We start from the raw sequence: 13,798 nt of genomic DNA, 5'->3' as shown, positions 1-13,798 counted from the left end.
GTCGAGGGGCTGTGCCGGGAAGCCGCGGTACCCGCAGCGGAGTCACGTACCGCTGCGGGTGGTGGAAACAGACCGGTGCGCCGGATGCACACGAACGCCGCCCATCCCTGGGAGCAGGCTCGCATCCGGCGCACCGGTTTGTTCTTTCTAGGAGATCGGGACGTCCAGGGAACGCGGGGTGCCCTGGACCGCGGCCGCCGCGGCGCTCAGCCGCCGGACGGCTTCGCCGATCCGCTCCGGCGGCAGTGAGAACGGCAGCCGGATCCAGCGCTCCAGGCCGCCGTGGACGCCGAAGCGCGAGCCCGGCGCGATCTGGATGCCGTGCCCCGCGGCCGCCACCGCCAGCCGGGAGCTCACCGGCTCCGGCATCCGGCACCACAGCGAAAGTCCGCCCTCGGGCAGGCTGAACGTCCACTCCGGCAGGTGCGTGTGCACCGCCGAAACCAGGGCGTCGCGGTTGCCGCGCAGCTCCGTGCGACGGCGGCCCAGCGCGGCCCAGCCCTCGTCGCCCAGCAGCTCCGTGAACACCACCTGCTCGAACACCGGCGATCCCAGGTCCACCGCGTAGCGCGCCGAAACCAGGCGGCCGAGCAGGTCCTCCGACGCGCGGATCCAGCCGATCCGCAGCCCGCCCCAGTGCGACTTCGACGCCGAGCCGACGCAGATCGCCAGGTCGCCGGCGAACGCGCCCAGCGGCGGCGGGCCGTCCAGCGGATCACCCTCGAGGTCCAGTTCCACCAGCGTCTCGTCCACCACCACCGGCGTCCGCGCGCGGGTGAGGACGGCGCCGAGCCGTTCGCGCCCTTCGGCGTCCAGGCGCAGGCCGGTCGGGTTCTGGAAGTCGACGACGAGGTAGGCGAACCGCGGGGCCGCCTGGCGCAGCGCCGCGTCGACGCCGGCGATGTCCCAGCCGCGCGCGCCGGTCGGGTCGAGCGCCACCGGCACCGGGATCGCGTGCGCGGCGCGGATCGCCTCCAGCGCGTTCGGGTACGTCGGCTGCTCGACCAGCACCCGGTCGCCCGGGCCCGCGAGCATGCGCAGGGCCAGCACGAACGCGTGGTGCGCGCCGTTGGTGACCATGACCTGCGCGGCCGTCGTCGGCAGCCCGCGCTCGGTGTAGCGCTGGGCGATCTTCTCGCGCAGGCCGAGCAGGCCGCGCTCCTGGTAGCCGTGGTCCCCGAGGTGGCCGAGGAGCTCGCGGCGGGCCACGTCGACCGCGCCGATCATGCCCGGGATGGCCGGCGAGGACGCGTGGGTGAAGTCGATCAGGTCGTCGCCGGCCGCGGCGAGCGGCTCGCGGCGCCGCCGCCCCGGCGCGGCGATCCACGACCCCGCGCCCCGGCGGCTGGCGACGAACCCATTGTCCCGCAACCGGTCCAGCGCGCCGCCGATGAGCGTCCGGCTGGCGCCGAGCGCGTCGGCCAGCTCGCGCTCGGCTGGCAGCCGGGTGCCGAGCGGGAGCTGACCGTCGAGCACCTGCAGCTCGATGGCCGCGGCGAGGTCGGCCGCGCCCTGCCGGGAGCCTTGCCGCCACGAGCCCAGCATGACGGCCAGTCGCGGACCGGAGATGCGTCCACCCAGTGGGAGCGTGGGTTCCATCAGACCAATATCCTGGAATTGGCTATGGTTTACAAGGCCACTTGACGTCGATAGTGGTGACGTGGCTCAGATCGATCTCCGGCCCGTCCGGATCTCCCGTGACCCCGCCCGCCGCAGCTTCCAGCTGTTCGCGGGCCTCGCCCTCTACGGCGCCAGCGTCGCCCTGGTCACCCGGGCCCGCCTGGGCCTCGAACCGTGGAGCGTGCTGGCCGAAGGCGTCATGAAACGCACCGGTCTCACGTTCGGCACCGTGACCGGCGTGGTCTCGGTGGCCGTGCTCCTGCTGTGGATCCCGCTGCGCCAGCGGCCCGGGATCGGCACCATCGCGAACGTCGTGGTCATCTCGGTGGTGGTCGACCTGGTCCGGGCGGTGCTCCCGGACCAGCACGACCTCGGCTGGCAGATCGCGCTCCTGGTCGGCGGGGTCCTGCTGAACGCCGTCGCGACCGCCACCTACGTCGGCGCCCGGCTCGGCCCGGGCCCCCGCGACGGCCTGATGACCGGGCTCGCCGGGCGCACCGGCTGGTCGGTCCGGCTGGTCCGGACCGGCATCGAGATCACCGTGGTCGGCGCGGGGTTCCTGCTCGGCGGGACCGTCGGGGTCGGCACCGTGCTCTACGCCCTCGCGATCGGTCCGCTGACCCAGGTCCTGCTGCCCCTGGTCGTGTGGCGCGAACCGCAACGCGAAGAGCAGGAGCCCGTTCACTAGGCGCTCTTGCGCTGCTGCACGGTCCGCCGCAGCGTGATGTAGTCGGCGCCGCGGCGGGCGAGGACGTCGTCGGTGCCGCGCTGCTGGGCCAGCGCCAGCAGGATGTGCTCCTGCCCCAGGTGCTTGTCCCCCAGCCGGACGGCTTCCTTGAGACTCAGCTCGAGCGTCTTCTTCGACTGGGCGGTGAACGGGATGTGCCCGCGCCTGGCCTTGCCGAGCCGGCCGGCGAGGGCGCCCGCGCCGTGGGTCTGCTCGACGCGTTCCACGATCTGCTCGACGTCGATGCCGAACTCGGTGAGCGCTTCGGCGTCGGTGTCGCTGACCCCGCCGCGGCGCCGGGTGCGCTCCAGTTCCGCGGTGACGTCTTCGGTGGAGACGCCCAGCTCGGCGAGCAACGGGACGTCGGCCTTCAGCAGCCCGGCGAGCAGGTGCGGTGGCGCGATCTCCACCGACCCGGACTCCCGCGCCACGATCTGCGCCTCGATGACCGCCATCCGCGCGTCTTCGGTGAACCTCTCGAACATCAGTGCCTCCCGTACTTCTTGTGCACGGCCTGCCGGCTGACCCCCAGCTCGGCGGCGATCTCCTGCCACGACCAGCCGTGCATCCGCGCACTGCGGACCTGCACGGTCTCCAGTTGTTCCACCAGCCGCCGGAGCGCGGCGACCGCTCGCAGTCCCACTCGGGGATCGCGGTCGCCGGCCCGGGCGGCCAGGTCCGTCGCTTCCGTCATGATGTCAACCTACGTTGACGTCTCGACCTTGTCAACCTGAGTTGACGTCGTCAGCGCGAGGAACCCGCCCGGGAGCCGTACAGTCGGGTGATGCCCGAGATCGTGATCGCCGAGCGGGCCGGGGTGGGCGCCGACGGCCACCCCCGCCCGACCGAAGACCACGTCGTCGTGCTGGACAACGCGGTTCTGCTCCTCGACGGCGCCACCTCGTCGGACCCCTCGCTGCCCCCGGGCGGCTGGTACGCGGAACGGCTGGCCCGGCGGCTCGCCGACGACCTGCGCACGACCCCCGAAGCCGACCTCACCGACGTCCTGACCACCGCGATCGCCGTCGTCACGGCGGAGAACGAGCTGCGCCCCCAGCGCTCGCCGTCGAGCACCGTCGCGGCCGTGCGCTGGCTCGACGACCGCGTCGACGCGCTGGTACTGGCCGACAGCCCGGTGATCGGCTTCGGCGACTCCGAGGACTTCGGCACCCAGGGCGTCGACGTCGTCTCGGACGACCGGCTCGCGGGCCTGCGGCGACGCGGGATGCTGCAGACCGGCGCCGACGTCCGGCGCCGGCGCAACGCGCACGACGGCTTCTGGGTCGCCGAAGCCGATCCGGGCGCCGCCGCGCACTCGGTCCGGCGCAGCTGGCCGCGGGCCGACGTCGACGCCGTCCTGCTCGCGAGCGACGGCGTGTCCATCGGCGTCGACCAGTACACGCTGTTCGACTGGCGCGAAGTCCTGGCGACCACCCGCGCCAAGGGGCCGGACGCGGTCCTCGACGCCGTCCGCACAGCGGAGAAGCAGGACCCGGACGGCGACCGCTGGCCGCGCCCGAAACGCCACGACGACCAGGCGCTCGTCCTCGTCGACTTCGCGGCCTGTTCCAGAGTCTGATTCCGGGGTCTGATTCCGGGGTCTGATTCCGGGGTCTGATCCAGGGGTCTGATCCAGGGGTCTGATCCAGGGGTTATTCAGGGTCTTCCCGGATCACCGCCGTCCGGTTCTTCGGGACCCTGGACGGCATGGGGACGGAACAGGGGAAACGCACACGTCCGTGGCGGCTCGTCGCGGTGTGCGCGATCGGCTGGGGGCTGTTCACGGCCGTGGTGCTGCACATCATCAGCTCGCACGACCCGGTGTACGACACGCTGTCGAGCTACACCGTCACGGACCGGGGTGAGGGCATGCTCGCGGCGAGCGTGCTGTCGCTGGCCGTCGGCTCGCTGGCGGTGCTCGGCGCGCTGCACGTCGCGGGTGTGCCGCTGTCGCGGACGACGCGGCTGCTGCTCGCGCTCTGGTCGCTCGGGATGGCCGCCGCCGCGGTGTTCCCGGCGAGCTACCCGGAGGCGCCGAACCCGCTGAGCGGCGAGGTCCACCTCTACGCGTGCCTGGTCGCGTTCTGCAGCCTCCCGGGGGCGGCGTTCACGTTGCTGGAGCCGCTGAAAGGGCGGCCGGAGCGCGTCTTCGTCGTCCGCGCGCTCCGGCTGAGCGCGGTCGCGTTCGGCCTCTTCGCCCTGAGCTTCGTGTTCGTGCGGCTGAGCGAAGCCGGCGTCGAACCGTTCCACGCGGTTTCGGACGTGGTGCCGATCGGCGTCACGCAGCGGGTGTTGCTGCTCGCGGACGTCGTGCTGCTGTTCACCTTGCTACGGGTGGCGACCCGGCTGGAGTCAGCGTTCGACGGCCGCCGCGAATTCGGGCGCGTAGCCGTACAGGCCGGGCATGCCGCCGGTGTGCAGGAACACCACGTGGTCGTCCGGGGCGAAGTGCCCCGCCCACTCGATCAGCGCGGCGGCCACCTTGCCGGTGTAGACCGGGTCGAGCACGACGCCTTCCGTGCGCCCGAACAGCCTTAGCGCGTCCCAGACCGCGTCGGTCGGGATGCCGTAGCCGGGGCCGAGCGTGGAGTCGCCCAGCCGGACGTGGTCGAGCGACGGCGGATCGACGCCGAGCAGCTTCGCCGCACCGGCGGTGAGTTCGCGCAGGTTCTCGGTCGCCTCGTCGAGCGGGTGGCTGACGCAGGCGACGCCGACGCCGAGGCCGCCGAGCAGCCCGGCGGCCAGGGCCACCCCGGCCGCCGTGCCGCCGCTGGCGTGCGGGACGACGAGGTGAGCGCGCTCGATACCGCGTTCGGCGAGCTGGGTCGCGAGTTCGTGGGTGGCGCGGACGTAGCCGAGCGCGCCGAGGTCGTTCGAGCCGCCGACCGGGACCATGGCGATCTTCCGGCCTTCCTGCGCGGCTTCGGCGACGAGCCGGTCGTACGTCCGGCCGGTCTCCTCGCCGTCGGCGCAGACGTGGACGGTCGCGCCGAAGAGCCAGTCGAGCGGGATGTTGCCGGAGTGCTCGTACGCGTCGCCGTCGCGCGGGACCTTCGCGGTGAGGACGAGTTCGCAGCGCAGGCCGAGCTTCGCGCAGGCCGCGGCGGTCTGGCGGCCGTGGTTGGTCTGCAGGGCGCCGAAGGTGATGACGGTGTCCGCGCCGGCCTCGAGGGCCGCGCCGAGGTGGTACTCCAGCTTGCGGAGTTTGTTGCCGCCCGCGCCGAGCGGGTGGACGTCGTCGCGCTTGAGCAGGAGGTTCGGCAGGCCGAGGGCTTCGCCGAGCCGGGGCGCTTCGTGCAGCGGCGTCGGCCAACCACCCAGGTCGACGCGGGGCACGGCGTCCAGCGCGGCGGTCGGGAATCGGTCGAAGTCGAACGTCATCGGCCCTCCAGGCTCGGTTGTCCGCCAACAGTAAAGCGGGAGTGGCCGGAGACCGTCGGTATCCGGTAACGTTCGTTCGAACGAACGAGAACCCCGGGGGCAGCCATGACCGCGACACCGAAGACCGGGCTCGACTTCACCGGGCTCGCCGCGCAGGCCGCCCAGCTCGCCGCGGGCGAGGTCACCGCGGCGGAACTGACCGCGGCCGCGCTCGGCCGGGCGCACGCGAGCCAGCCCACGCTCAACGCCTTCCGCTACCTCCGCGACGACGACGCCCGGGCCGACGCCGCCGCGGCCGACCGGCGGCTCGCGGCCGGTGAACGCGGGCCGCTGCTCGGGGTGCCCGTCGCGATCAAGGACGACGTCGACCTCACCGGGCTGCCCACCGCGTTCGGCTGTCCCGGCACCTTTCCCGCCGCCACCCGGGACGCGCCCGCCGTCGCGCTCCTGCGCGAAGCCGGCGCCGTGATCATCGGCAAGACGAACACGCCCGAGCTGGGCCAATGGCCGTTCACCGAAGGGCCGGCCTTCGGGACCACACGCAACCCCTGGGACCTCGGGCACACGCCCGGCGGTTCCTCGGGCGGGAGCGCGGCCGCGGTGGCGTCGGGGGTCATCGCGGCCGCGCTCGGCTCGGACGGCGCCGGCTCGGTGCGGATCCCCGCCGCGTGGACCGGGCTCGTCGGCATCAAGCCCCAGCGCGGCCGCATCCCCACCGACGGCGAGCTGTTCCACGGCCTGACCGTGCTCGGCCCGCTCGCCCGCACCGTCGAAGACGCCGCCCTGCTGCTCGACACCACCGCGGGCACCGGGCGGACGTTCCAGGCGGCCGCGGCCCGCGAGCCCGGGCGGCTGCGGATCGGCCTGTCGACGCGGATCCCGTTCACCGCCACCAGGACCCGGCTCGACCCGGTCGTCGAAGCCGCCGTGCGCCGCCTCGCCGAATCGCTCGCCGGGCTGGGTCACGGGATCGTCGAGATCGAGCCGGACTACGGGCTGATCGGCCTGACGTTCCTGCCGCGCTCGCTCACCGGCGTCCGCGACTGGACGCTGCGGGTGCCCGACCGCGCCGGGCTCGACCCGCGCACCCGCAGCAACGCCGGTCAGGGCCGGCTGCTCGCCGGGCCCGCGCTGCGGCTCGCCCGCGCGCTCGAGCCGGGGCTGCACCGCCGGATCGGCTCGGTCTTCGGCCGCGTCGACGTCCTGCTGACGCCGACGACCGCCACCCCGCCACCGCCGATCGGCACCTTCGACGGCCTCTCCGCCTGGGAGACCGACCAGGCCATGATCGCCGCCTGCCCGTACGCTTGGCCGTGGAACGTGCTGGGCTGGCCGGGGGTCGGCGTCCCGGCCGGGCGCACGGCAGGCGGGCTCCCGCTCGGGGCCCAGCTGCTCGGCCCGTCGCACGCCGAGGAGCGGCTGATTTCGCTTGCCGCGCAACTGGAAGAGGTCGAGCGGTGGCCGGAGCGGCATCCCGAGACAAGCTGGTAAGCACCCGGGAAGCCATCCTGCGCGGCGCGCTGACCGTCGTCGGCGAACACGGCGTCGGCGGCCTCACGAACCGCCGGATCGTCGCCGCGGCCGGGGTTTCGCTCGGCACGCTCACCTACCACTTCCCCAGCCAGACGGCGCTCCTGCGCGAGGCGATGCTGCTGTTCGTCGAAGAGGAGACCACCAAGCTCGGCGCGATCGTCGACGGCCACCGCTCGGACGGCCTCAGCCTCGAGCAGGCGGCGACGATCGTCGAGCACGTGATCGCGCAGCTGCCGTTCGGCGCCGACGAGCTCGGCGCGCACGAGCTGTACCTCCAGTCCGCGCGCGACCCGGAGCTGCGCGAAGCGTCTTCGCGCTGCTTCGCGGCGTACGACGAACTCGCCGTGACGATTCTCGAAGCGTTGGCCGTGCCGGAGCCGCGCCGGCTGGCCGGGCCGGTCGTCGCGCTGATCGCCGGACTGCAGCTGCGCCGGCTGGCCACCGGCGACACCGCGACGCCGATCGCCGAGCCGTTGATGATGCTGATCCGCGGCGCTTGATGGCCCGGCCGATCGTGCGCGGGACAGCCGCGTGGAAGTACTTCGGCGACTTCCGCGACGGGCTGCTGGCCGGGCAGGTCCTGGTGCTGCAGGTGGCGCACCCGGTCGTCGCGGCCGGCGTGCGCGACCACTCGAACTACACAGAAGACCCGTGGACGCGGCTGATGCGCACCGTCGCGTCGCTCGCGATCTACGTCTACGGCGGCGACGCGGGCGCGCGCGTGGAAGCCGAGCGGTTGCGTTCCCTGCACCGCGGCTTCACCGGCGTCTCCGACGGACATCGGTACAGCGCGCTGAACCCGGCCGCGTACGCCTGGGTGCACGCCACGCTCGTGAAGGCTCCCGTTGACGCGCAACGGTTCTTCGGCCGTCCACTGTCCACTTCGGAGCTGGACGAGTACTACGCGCAGATGTGCGACATCGGCCGGCTGCTGGGCGTACGCGAGCAGGACCTGCCGCCGGACTGGGCCGCGTTCGAGCGTTACTACGACGGGATGGTCGCGGGTTTCGAGCCGAACGCGACGCTCGAGACGCTCTTCGAGACGTTCCGGACGGTCCGGAAGCCGGTCTCGTGGCTGCCGGACTCGTGGTGGCGGCGGCACGTCCGGGGCCAGCTGTTCCTGATCAGCGCGACGCTGCCGCCGGCGGTCCGGGCCCACCTCGGTCTACAGTGGACAGACCGCGACCAGCGACGGTTCACGTGGTTCGCAGGCCTCGTGCGGCTGGTCTGCACGCCGATCCCGGCCTGGCTGCGAACGGCGCCGATGCGCTGGGTCGGGAAGCTGAACGTCTGGTTCCGCGCCCACCCCCGCGCCTACCGGCTGCTGGTGCGCCACGACGACGGCCCCGGCGCGGTCGTGAGTGGTAATTAGGGTTCTAACCCTCTTTACCACTCACGACCCCTTGGTGACCCGGGCGTAGTGGGCGCGGGCTTTCGCGCGGTTGCCGCAGCGGGACATCGAGCACCACTGGCGGTTGCGTCGCGGCGAGGCGTCGCTGAAGCGCAGGCCGCAGTCGTCGGCCGCGCAGACGCGGACCGCGGCGTCGCCGGTCGCCAGGTCGATCGCGTCCGCCGCCAGTGCCGCGAACGCCGTGGCCACCGGGTCCTTCGGCGGCGGGACCTCGCGCCGCGCGCGACCGTCGACGAAAGCCAGCCGCGGCGGGGGCGCCGGAGCCGCGGCAGCCGCGTTGTTCACCAGGTCGACGTCCATCTCCGCGGGCACCTCGGCGAGCAGCACGCGGTCGATCGCCTCGCGCAACGCCTTCGCCGCCAGGACGTTCCCGGCCGTGACCGCGCCCGCTGTGAAGCCGGCCAGGCCGAGCCACTCGGCCAGCGCGTCCGGACCGGTCAGCAGCTCGACGCCCTCGGTGTGCCGGGAGCGTCGCGTGTTGACCAGGTCGAGGCACGCGCGGCCGCCGTCGAAGACCCATTCCATGCCGCCATCCTAACCCTTGAATGCGGTTAGAACCCCGCGTAGTCTCTAACCCCATGAACCGGTTAGAGAGCATGGCGACGGTGAACGACCTGCGGATGCACTACCTGCGCGCCGGCGACGGTCCGCCGCTGTTCCTGCTGCACGGCTGGCCGCAGACGTCGCACTGCTGGCACCAGGTCATGGCACCGCTGGCCGAGACGCACACCGTGATCGCCCCCGACCTGCGTGGTTACGGCCGCACCGACAAGCCGAAGTCGGGCTACGACAAGCGCACCATGGCCGCCGACGTCGCCGCGCTGGCCGAGCACCTCGGCTACGAGCGGGTAGCCGTCGCCGGGCACGACCGCGGCGGGCGCGTCGCGCACCGCTGGGCCCTCGACCGCCCGGACCAGGTCGAACGCCTCGCCGTGCTCGACATCGCGCCGACCCGCGCGATGTGGCAGCGCCTCGACACCGGCGTCGCGAAGGCCTACTGGCACTGGCTCTTCCACCTCCAGCCCGACCTGCCGGAGCTGCTGGCCGGCCAGAACATCGCCGGCTACCTCGGCTACTTCTACGAACGCTGGACCTACCAGCGCCACACCCTCGACCCGGACGCCGTCGCCGAGTACGTCCGCGCGTTCTCCCAGCCCGGCGCGCTGCGGGCCGGCTTCGACGACTACCGCGCGTCCTTCCCGGATGACGCCGGGCTCGACGACGCCGACTTCGCCGCCGGAAAGCGGCTCACCCAGCCGGTTCTCGCGCTGTGGGGCGCGAACGGCCTGCTCGGCACGCTGCCGACGCTGGAGATCTGGCGGGAGTACGCGACCGACGTCACCGGCGTCGCGCTCGCGGAGTGCGGCCACTTCCTGCCCGAGGAGCAGCCCGGCGAAGTCGTCTCCCACCTGCGGAAATTCCTGAACCCCTGAGACCCCCGGGGGTCCGGGTCCCCCGGGGAGGGGACCGGGGTTCCCTCGCCGCCGTGACGCCCGCCACCCCGCGGCGTCGCTAGGTTCAGACCACGATGGGGACCACACCTAAAGCGACTTTGCTGCTCCTGCTGGCCTTGCTGGGGATCACGCTCGGCACGGGGACCGCGCACGCCGACGGCGCGCCGACCGGCGCCGACGTCCAGGTGGCGCAGACGCTCGGCGCGCGCGAGCTGACCGTGATCATCCGGCGGGTCGACACGACGCCGTCGCCGCTGCGGGTCGACGTCGTGACGCACCGGGGCACCGCGCCCGGCACGCTGCACCTGGCCGTCGCGGCCGACGGCGTCGTGACGTCGCGGGGTGACGTCGTCCTCGGCGCCGAGCCGGGCGTGTACCCGGGGACGCTGCAGGTCGGCAAGCCCGGGCCGTGGCTGCTTTCGCTGAGCGACGGCACCGGGCCGGCCGCGACGATCCCGTTCCTCGTGCCCGCGCGCGTCGTGCCGCCGTGGGAGAGGGCGACCTACGGCGGGTTCGTCGCGGCGGGGGTGTTCCTGCTGCTCGCGCTGGTCGTCGGGGTCCGGGCGCGGCGGACGGCGTTCGCGCTGATCCCGGCCGGCGGCATGGTCGCCGCCCTCGCCGTCGCGGTCACCGGCGCGCTGCTGTCGGCGAGCACTCCCCCGCCACCCGCGCCCGGCAGCCAGCTCGACCCGACGTTCGACAACGTCACCGACCCGTACGCGAACGCCCAGTTGTCCACAGTGGACTACTCACGGCCGCCGGTGAACCTCGCGGTGCGCGTCGAAGCCGGTGACCTGCGGCTGGCCTTCACCGACGGCGCCACCGGGCTGCCGGTCGACGACCTGCTCGTCCACGACAACGCGCTGGTGCACCTGGTCGTCGTCTCGCCGTCGGGGCGGATGAGCCACCTGCACCCGGTGCGCGTCGGCCCCGGCGACTACCGCGTCCGGCTGGACGATCCGGAAGCGGGCACGTACGCCGTGGCCGCGGAACTCGTCCGGCGCGGCGGCGGTGTCCAGCTGGCCCGGTCCACAGTGGACGTTCGGGGCACCGCCGCGCCCACGCCCGAACCACCCGGCGCCGGCCCGCGCACGGTCGACGGCACCCCGGTCGACCTCACGATCTCCCCCGGCACGCCGACCACCGTGACCGCGCACTTCCCCACCGGCGACCTCCAGCCGTGGCTGGGCATGCTCGGCCACCTCATCGTCGCCGGGCCGATCACCGGGCCGGACGTCGCCGCGGCCGCCGCGAAAGCCCCGACGTGGGCACACGTCCACGCCATGATCCCGCCGGTCGCGGGCCGGCTCGACCGGCCCGACGAGACGGTCGCGGCGTACGGCCCGGACGTCAGCTTCACCTACACCTTCGCCACGCCGGGCCGGTACCGGATCTGGCTGCAGGCCGAACGCGGCTACCGCGTGCTCACCATCCCCGCGGTGGTCGACGTCCCGACGACAGGAGCCGCCCGATGAAACGCCCGACGTTGCTGATCACCGTGGTCGCACTGGTCGTCGCGGCCGGGGCCGCCTGGCTGCTGTGGGGTGGCAGCGGCGCGAAACCCACGACGCAGCAAGCGACTTCCGGCCCGTACACCGTGCAGTTCTCCGCGGACCAGCCGCGCATCGGCGGCAACACGTTCGCGGTGGCGGTGACCGGGCCGGCGCCCGAAGCCGTCACCGTCGCGCCGGTCATGGCGCAGATGGGGCACGCGCTCGCGCCCGTGGCCGCCGGGCCGGACGGGCCCGGCCGCTTCCGCGCCGCGGACGTCGGGCTGCCGATGTCCGGGCAGTGGGAGATCACCGTTTCGCTGCGCGGCCCCGGCGGGCCCGCGCAGGTCGTCTTTCCGTTGCTGGTCAAATAAGAAAGGTCGGGGGAAATGGATCTCACCGCATCCGGCGTGCACACCACGTCGGTGGCGAAACAGGCGCGAACGGGGTTGCTGCCGGCGAACGTCGTGCTCGGCGGTTCGCTGTTGTCGCTGGTCGGGCTGACCTGGGACATCCAGTGGCACAGCGACGTCGGGCCGGACACGTTCTTCACGCTGCCGCACCTGTTCCTGTACGCGGGCAGCGCGGTCGTCGGCCTGGCGAGCCTCGCCGTCGTGCTGCTGACGACGGCGGCCCGGCGCGCGGGCCGGCCGGTCGACCCGCGGGTCGGCGGGCGCGTGGTCAACGTGTTCGGCAGGACCTTCGCGGCCCCGATCGGCTACCTGGTCTCGGGCGTCGGCGCCGCGACGTTCCTGGTGTACGGCCTCTGGGACCAGTGGTGGCACGGCCTCTACGGCTTCGACGCGGTGATCGACTCGCCGCCGCACATCGGCCTGCTGCTGTCGATCACGGTCTCGCTGATCGGCACGACCGCGGTGTTCGCCGCGGCCCGCGAACACCGCTGGGGCCGGGTCGGCACGCTGGCGTCGCTCACCGTGCTGCTCACCTTCGGGCCGGTGCTGGCGCTCGGGTTGCAGCAGGTGCCGGACGACTACGCCGACGCCGTCTCGATCGGCTGCTCGATGATGACGGTGCTGCTGGTCGCCGTCGGCGCCGGATTCCTGCGGCGCCCGGGTGGGGCGCTCGGCACCGCGGCGATGGTCGCGGTCGTGCAGGCGGTCTTCTGGTGGTTTTCGCCGTGGGCGGCGCAGGCTTACGCCGACCTCGTCGGCCTGCCGATGCGGGACGCGATCTCCGGCGTGCCGGAGATGCCGGCGCTGACGCCGATGGCGTTGCTGCCGGTCGCCGCGCTGATGGAGCTGGGTTACCTGCTCGGCCGGCGTCGCGGCTGGCCCGTGGGCCGCGTTTCGGTGGTCGTCGGCGGGGTCGCCGGGCTGCTGATCGGCCTGAGCCTGCCGCTGCAGCGCGCGATGCTCTACACCGGCGCGCACGTGCCGCCGGTCTGGTACCTGACGACGACCGCCGTGCTCAGCGCGGCACTGGGGCTGCTCGGCGGGTTCGCCGGGTGGCGGTTCGGCGGGATGCTCTGCCTGCTGGCGCCCGCGAAGAAGGGGGAAACCGCTGATGCGTAAGGCACTTCTGGCGCTGGCCGCGGTCGCCGGCCTGCTGTTCGCCACCGAGGCGCCGGCGAACGCGTACGAGCCCGTCAACATCGTGCACACCGAGCACGTGCAGGCCGGCCCGTACGGGATGACGATCGGCTTCAGCACCTGGCCGCTGCGCGCGGAGCAGTCGCTGGACTTCACCTTCATCCCCGACGGCGGGATCGCGGACAAGTCCGGCACGCTCACGATGATCAACCCGGAGGGCGGGAAGAACCGGATCCAGGCGCTGGTCCGGCACCCGCGCAAGCGCGAGGTCTGGGGGCTCGACGTCCGCTCGATGCCGCGGCCGGGCGACTGGACGTTCCGCTTCGTGGTGAACGGGCCGGCCGGGCCCGGCACCGGCGACCTGCGCGCGCTGCCGGTGCTCGAACAGCCGGGGCCGCCGATGGGCCTGAGCTGGGCGATCAGCACGCTCCCGCTGATCGGGCTCGTGGTGATCGTCGTGCTGGCGTGGCGCCGGACCCGTGGCCGGTTGCGGGGAGGGGAACTCCCGGCAATCGGGTGAGATATCGGTCACATACGGCAGTCACCCGTATCCACGCCGTCGCGAAGGCCTCCTTCTCCGTAGAGGGGAAGGGGGCCTTCGTCACTTTCTTACACGGTCGGGTGATCATCAT

General features: G+C 73.2%; 15 protein-coding genes and 1 pseudogene. 11 read left to right on the top strand and 5 right to left on the bottom strand.

What is annotated here, in order from left to right:
* Window positions 1-147: 147 nt before the first annotated feature.
* Window positions 148-1,599, bottom strand: a complete 1,452-nt coding sequence (gene yczR / locus OHS58_RS39650) for a MocR-like transcription factor YczR (RefSeq protein ID WP_328645791.1) — start codon at window positions 1,597-1,599, stop codon at window positions 148-150.
* Between the two features lie 61 nt (window positions 1,600-1,660).
* Here yczR and yczE point away from each other — a divergent pair, with 61 nt between their 5' ends.
* The gene (gene yczE, locus OHS58_RS39645) at window positions 1,661-2,308 is read left to right on the top strand and encodes a membrane protein YczE (RefSeq protein ID WP_326945831.1); all 648 of its coding nucleotides are present in this window, start codon (window positions 1,661-1,663) and stop codon (window positions 2,306-2,308) included.
* Here the strand turns inward: yczE and OHS58_RS39640 are convergent.
* Together OHS58_RS39640 and OHS58_RS39635 are read right to left on the bottom strand one after the other, a co-directional pair.
* Window positions 2,305-2,832: a Clp protease N-terminal domain-containing protein gene (locus tag OHS58_RS39640; RefSeq protein WP_328645790.1), complete on the bottom strand. Its 528-nt coding sequence runs from the start codon at window positions 2,830-2,832 to the stop codon at window positions 2,305-2,307. The two genes, yczE and OHS58_RS39640, sit on opposite strands and share 4 nt — an antisense overlap.
* Complete coding sequence (locus OHS58_RS39635) at window positions 2,832-3,041, bottom strand: ECF-type sigma factor (protein WP_326945829.1); 210 nt, start codon at window positions 3,039-3,041, stop codon at window positions 2,832-2,834. Before OHS58_RS39635 ends, OHS58_RS39640 begins: the two co-directional genes overlap by 1 nt.
* A gap of 90 nt (window positions 3,042-3,131) precedes the next feature.
* Here OHS58_RS39635 and OHS58_RS39630 point away from each other — a divergent pair, with 90 nt between their 5' ends.
* On the top strand, window positions 3,132-3,926 hold the full coding sequence (locus tag OHS58_RS39630; RefSeq protein WP_326956207.1) for a hypothetical protein: 795 nt from the start codon (window positions 3,132-3,134) through the stop codon (window positions 3,924-3,926).
* Between the two features lie 128 nt (window positions 3,927-4,054).
* Window positions 4,055-4,618: pseudogene (locus tag OHS58_RS39625) on the top strand (DUF998 domain-containing protein); the annotation flags it as partial.
* An 81-nt stretch (window positions 4,619-4,699) separates the two neighbouring features.
* On the opposite strand, the gene OHS58_RS39620 reads toward OHS58_RS39625, so the two are convergent.
* Window positions 4,700-5,728: a D-cysteine desulfhydrase family protein gene (locus tag OHS58_RS39620; protein WP_328645789.1), complete on the bottom strand. Its 1,029-nt coding sequence runs from the start codon at window positions 5,726-5,728 to the stop codon at window positions 4,700-4,702.
* Between the two features lie 105 nt (window positions 5,729-5,833).
* On the opposite strand from OHS58_RS39620, the gene OHS58_RS39615 reads away from it, so the two are divergent.
* The 3 genes from OHS58_RS39615 to OHS58_RS39605 are packed head-to-tail and all read left to right on the top strand — an operon-like array spanning window position 5,834 to window position 8,633.
* On the top strand, window positions 5,834-7,219 hold the full coding sequence (locus OHS58_RS39615; protein ID WP_328645788.1) for an amidase: 1,386 nt from the start codon (window positions 5,834-5,836) through the stop codon (window positions 7,217-7,219).
* Window positions 7,186-7,761: a TetR/AcrR family transcriptional regulator gene (locus OHS58_RS39610; RefSeq protein ID WP_247060203.1), complete on the top strand. Its 576-nt coding sequence runs from the start codon at window positions 7,186-7,188 to the stop codon at window positions 7,759-7,761. The genes OHS58_RS39615 and OHS58_RS39610 overlap by 34 nt, the downstream gene beginning before the upstream one ends.
* Window positions 7,761-8,633 carry an oxygenase MpaB family protein gene (locus tag OHS58_RS39605; protein ID WP_328645787.1) on the top strand — a complete coding sequence of 291 codons (873 nt, stop codon included), beginning with the start codon at window positions 7,761-7,763 and terminating at the stop codon, window positions 8,631-8,633. Before OHS58_RS39610 ends, OHS58_RS39605 begins: the two co-directional genes overlap by 1 nt.
* A gap of 21 nt (window positions 8,634-8,654) precedes the next feature.
* Here OHS58_RS39605 and OHS58_RS39600 read toward each other — a convergent pair whose 3' ends face one another.
* Window positions 8,655-9,197, bottom strand: coding sequence for a CGNR zinc finger domain-containing protein (locus tag OHS58_RS39600; RefSeq protein WP_326956212.1), 543 nt, complete (start codon window positions 9,195-9,197; stop codon window positions 8,655-8,657).
* A gap of 53 nt (window positions 9,198-9,250) precedes the next feature.
* Between OHS58_RS39600 and OHS58_RS39595 the strand changes: the two genes are divergently transcribed.
* The 5 genes from OHS58_RS39595 to OHS58_RS39575 all read left to right on the top strand — a co-directional run bounded on the left by OHS58_RS39595 (window position 9,251) and on the right by OHS58_RS39575 (window position 13,686).
* Window positions 9,251-10,105 (top strand): alpha/beta fold hydrolase, encoded by an 855-nt coding sequence (locus OHS58_RS39595; protein ID WP_328645786.1) that lies wholly within the window; start codon window positions 9,251-9,253, stop codon window positions 10,103-10,105.
* Between the two features lie 95 nt (window positions 10,106-10,200).
* Window positions 10,201-11,601 carry a hypothetical protein gene (locus OHS58_RS39590; RefSeq protein WP_328645785.1) on the top strand — a complete coding sequence of 467 codons (1,401 nt, stop codon included), beginning with the start codon at window positions 10,201-10,203 and terminating at the stop codon, window positions 11,599-11,601.
* On the top strand, window positions 11,598-11,990 hold the full coding sequence (locus tag OHS58_RS39585; protein WP_326945820.1) for a FixH family protein: 393 nt from the start codon (window positions 11,598-11,600) through the stop codon (window positions 11,988-11,990). The genes OHS58_RS39590 and OHS58_RS39585 overlap by 4 nt, the downstream gene beginning before the upstream one ends.
* Window positions 11,991-12,005: 15 nt before the next feature.
* Window positions 12,006-13,148: a hypothetical protein gene (locus OHS58_RS39580; protein ID WP_328645784.1), complete on the top strand. Its 1,143-nt coding sequence runs from the start codon at window positions 12,006-12,008 to the stop codon at window positions 13,146-13,148.
* Window positions 13,141-13,686 carry a hypothetical protein gene (locus OHS58_RS39575; protein ID WP_326945818.1) on the top strand — a complete coding sequence of 182 codons (546 nt, stop codon included), beginning with the start codon at window positions 13,141-13,143 and terminating at the stop codon, window positions 13,684-13,686. The genes OHS58_RS39580 and OHS58_RS39575 overlap by 8 nt, the downstream gene beginning before the upstream one ends.
* The last annotated feature ends 112 nt before the right edge of the window (window positions 13,687-13,798 follow it).

Source organism: Amycolatopsis sp. NBC_00348 (assembly GCF_036114655.1).
Taxonomy (GTDB): Bacteria; Actinomycetota; Actinomycetes; order Mycobacteriales; family Pseudonocardiaceae; genus Amycolatopsis.
This window is presented reverse-complemented; position numbering and strand designations above follow the sequence as displayed.

Bases quoted from the DNA above. Each gene is read 5' to 3' on its own strand.
- OHS58_RS39605 (WP_328645787.1), top strand. From the start codon at position 7,761: ATGGCCCGGCCGATCGTGCGCGGGACAGCCGCGTGGAAGTACTTCGGC.
- OHS58_RS39600 (WP_326956212.1), bottom strand. From the start codon at position 9,197: ATGGAATGGGTCTTCGACGGCGGCCGCGCGTGCCTCGACCTGGTCAAC.
- yczR (WP_328645791.1), bottom strand. From the start codon at position 1,599: ATGGAACCCACGCTCCCACTGGGTGGACGCATCTCCGGTCCGCGACTG.
- OHS58_RS39640 (WP_328645790.1), bottom strand. From the start codon at position 2,832: ATGTTCGAGAGGTTCACCGAAGACGCGCGGATGGCGGTCATCGAGGCG.
- OHS58_RS39595 (WP_328645786.1), top strand. From the start codon at position 9,251: ATGAACCGGTTAGAGAGCATGGCGACGGTGAACGACCTGCGGATGCAC.
- OHS58_RS39590 (WP_328645785.1), top strand. From the start codon at position 10,201: ATGGGGACCACACCTAAAGCGACTTTGCTGCTCCTGCTGGCCTTGCTG.
- OHS58_RS39630 (WP_326956207.1), top strand. From the start codon at position 3,132: ATGCCCGAGATCGTGATCGCCGAGCGGGCCGGGGTGGGCGCCGACGGC.
- OHS58_RS39585 (WP_326945820.1), top strand. From the start codon at position 11,598: ATGAAACGCCCGACGTTGCTGATCACCGTGGTCGCACTGGTCGTCGCG.
- OHS58_RS39575 (WP_326945818.1), top strand. From the start codon at position 13,141: ATGCGTAAGGCACTTCTGGCGCTGGCCGCGGTCGCCGGCCTGCTGTTC.
- OHS58_RS39580 (WP_328645784.1), top strand. From the start codon at position 12,006: ATGGATCTCACCGCATCCGGCGTGCACACCACGTCGGTGGCGAAACAG.
- OHS58_RS39620 (WP_328645789.1), bottom strand. From the start codon at position 5,728: ATGACGTTCGACTTCGACCGATTCCCGACCGCCGCGCTGGACGCCGTG.
- OHS58_RS39615 (WP_328645788.1), top strand. From the start codon at position 5,834: ATGACCGCGACACCGAAGACCGGGCTCGACTTCACCGGGCTCGCCGCG.
- OHS58_RS39635 (WP_326945829.1), bottom strand. From the start codon at position 3,041: ATGACGGAAGCGACGGACCTGGCCGCCCGGGCCGGCGACCGCGATCCC.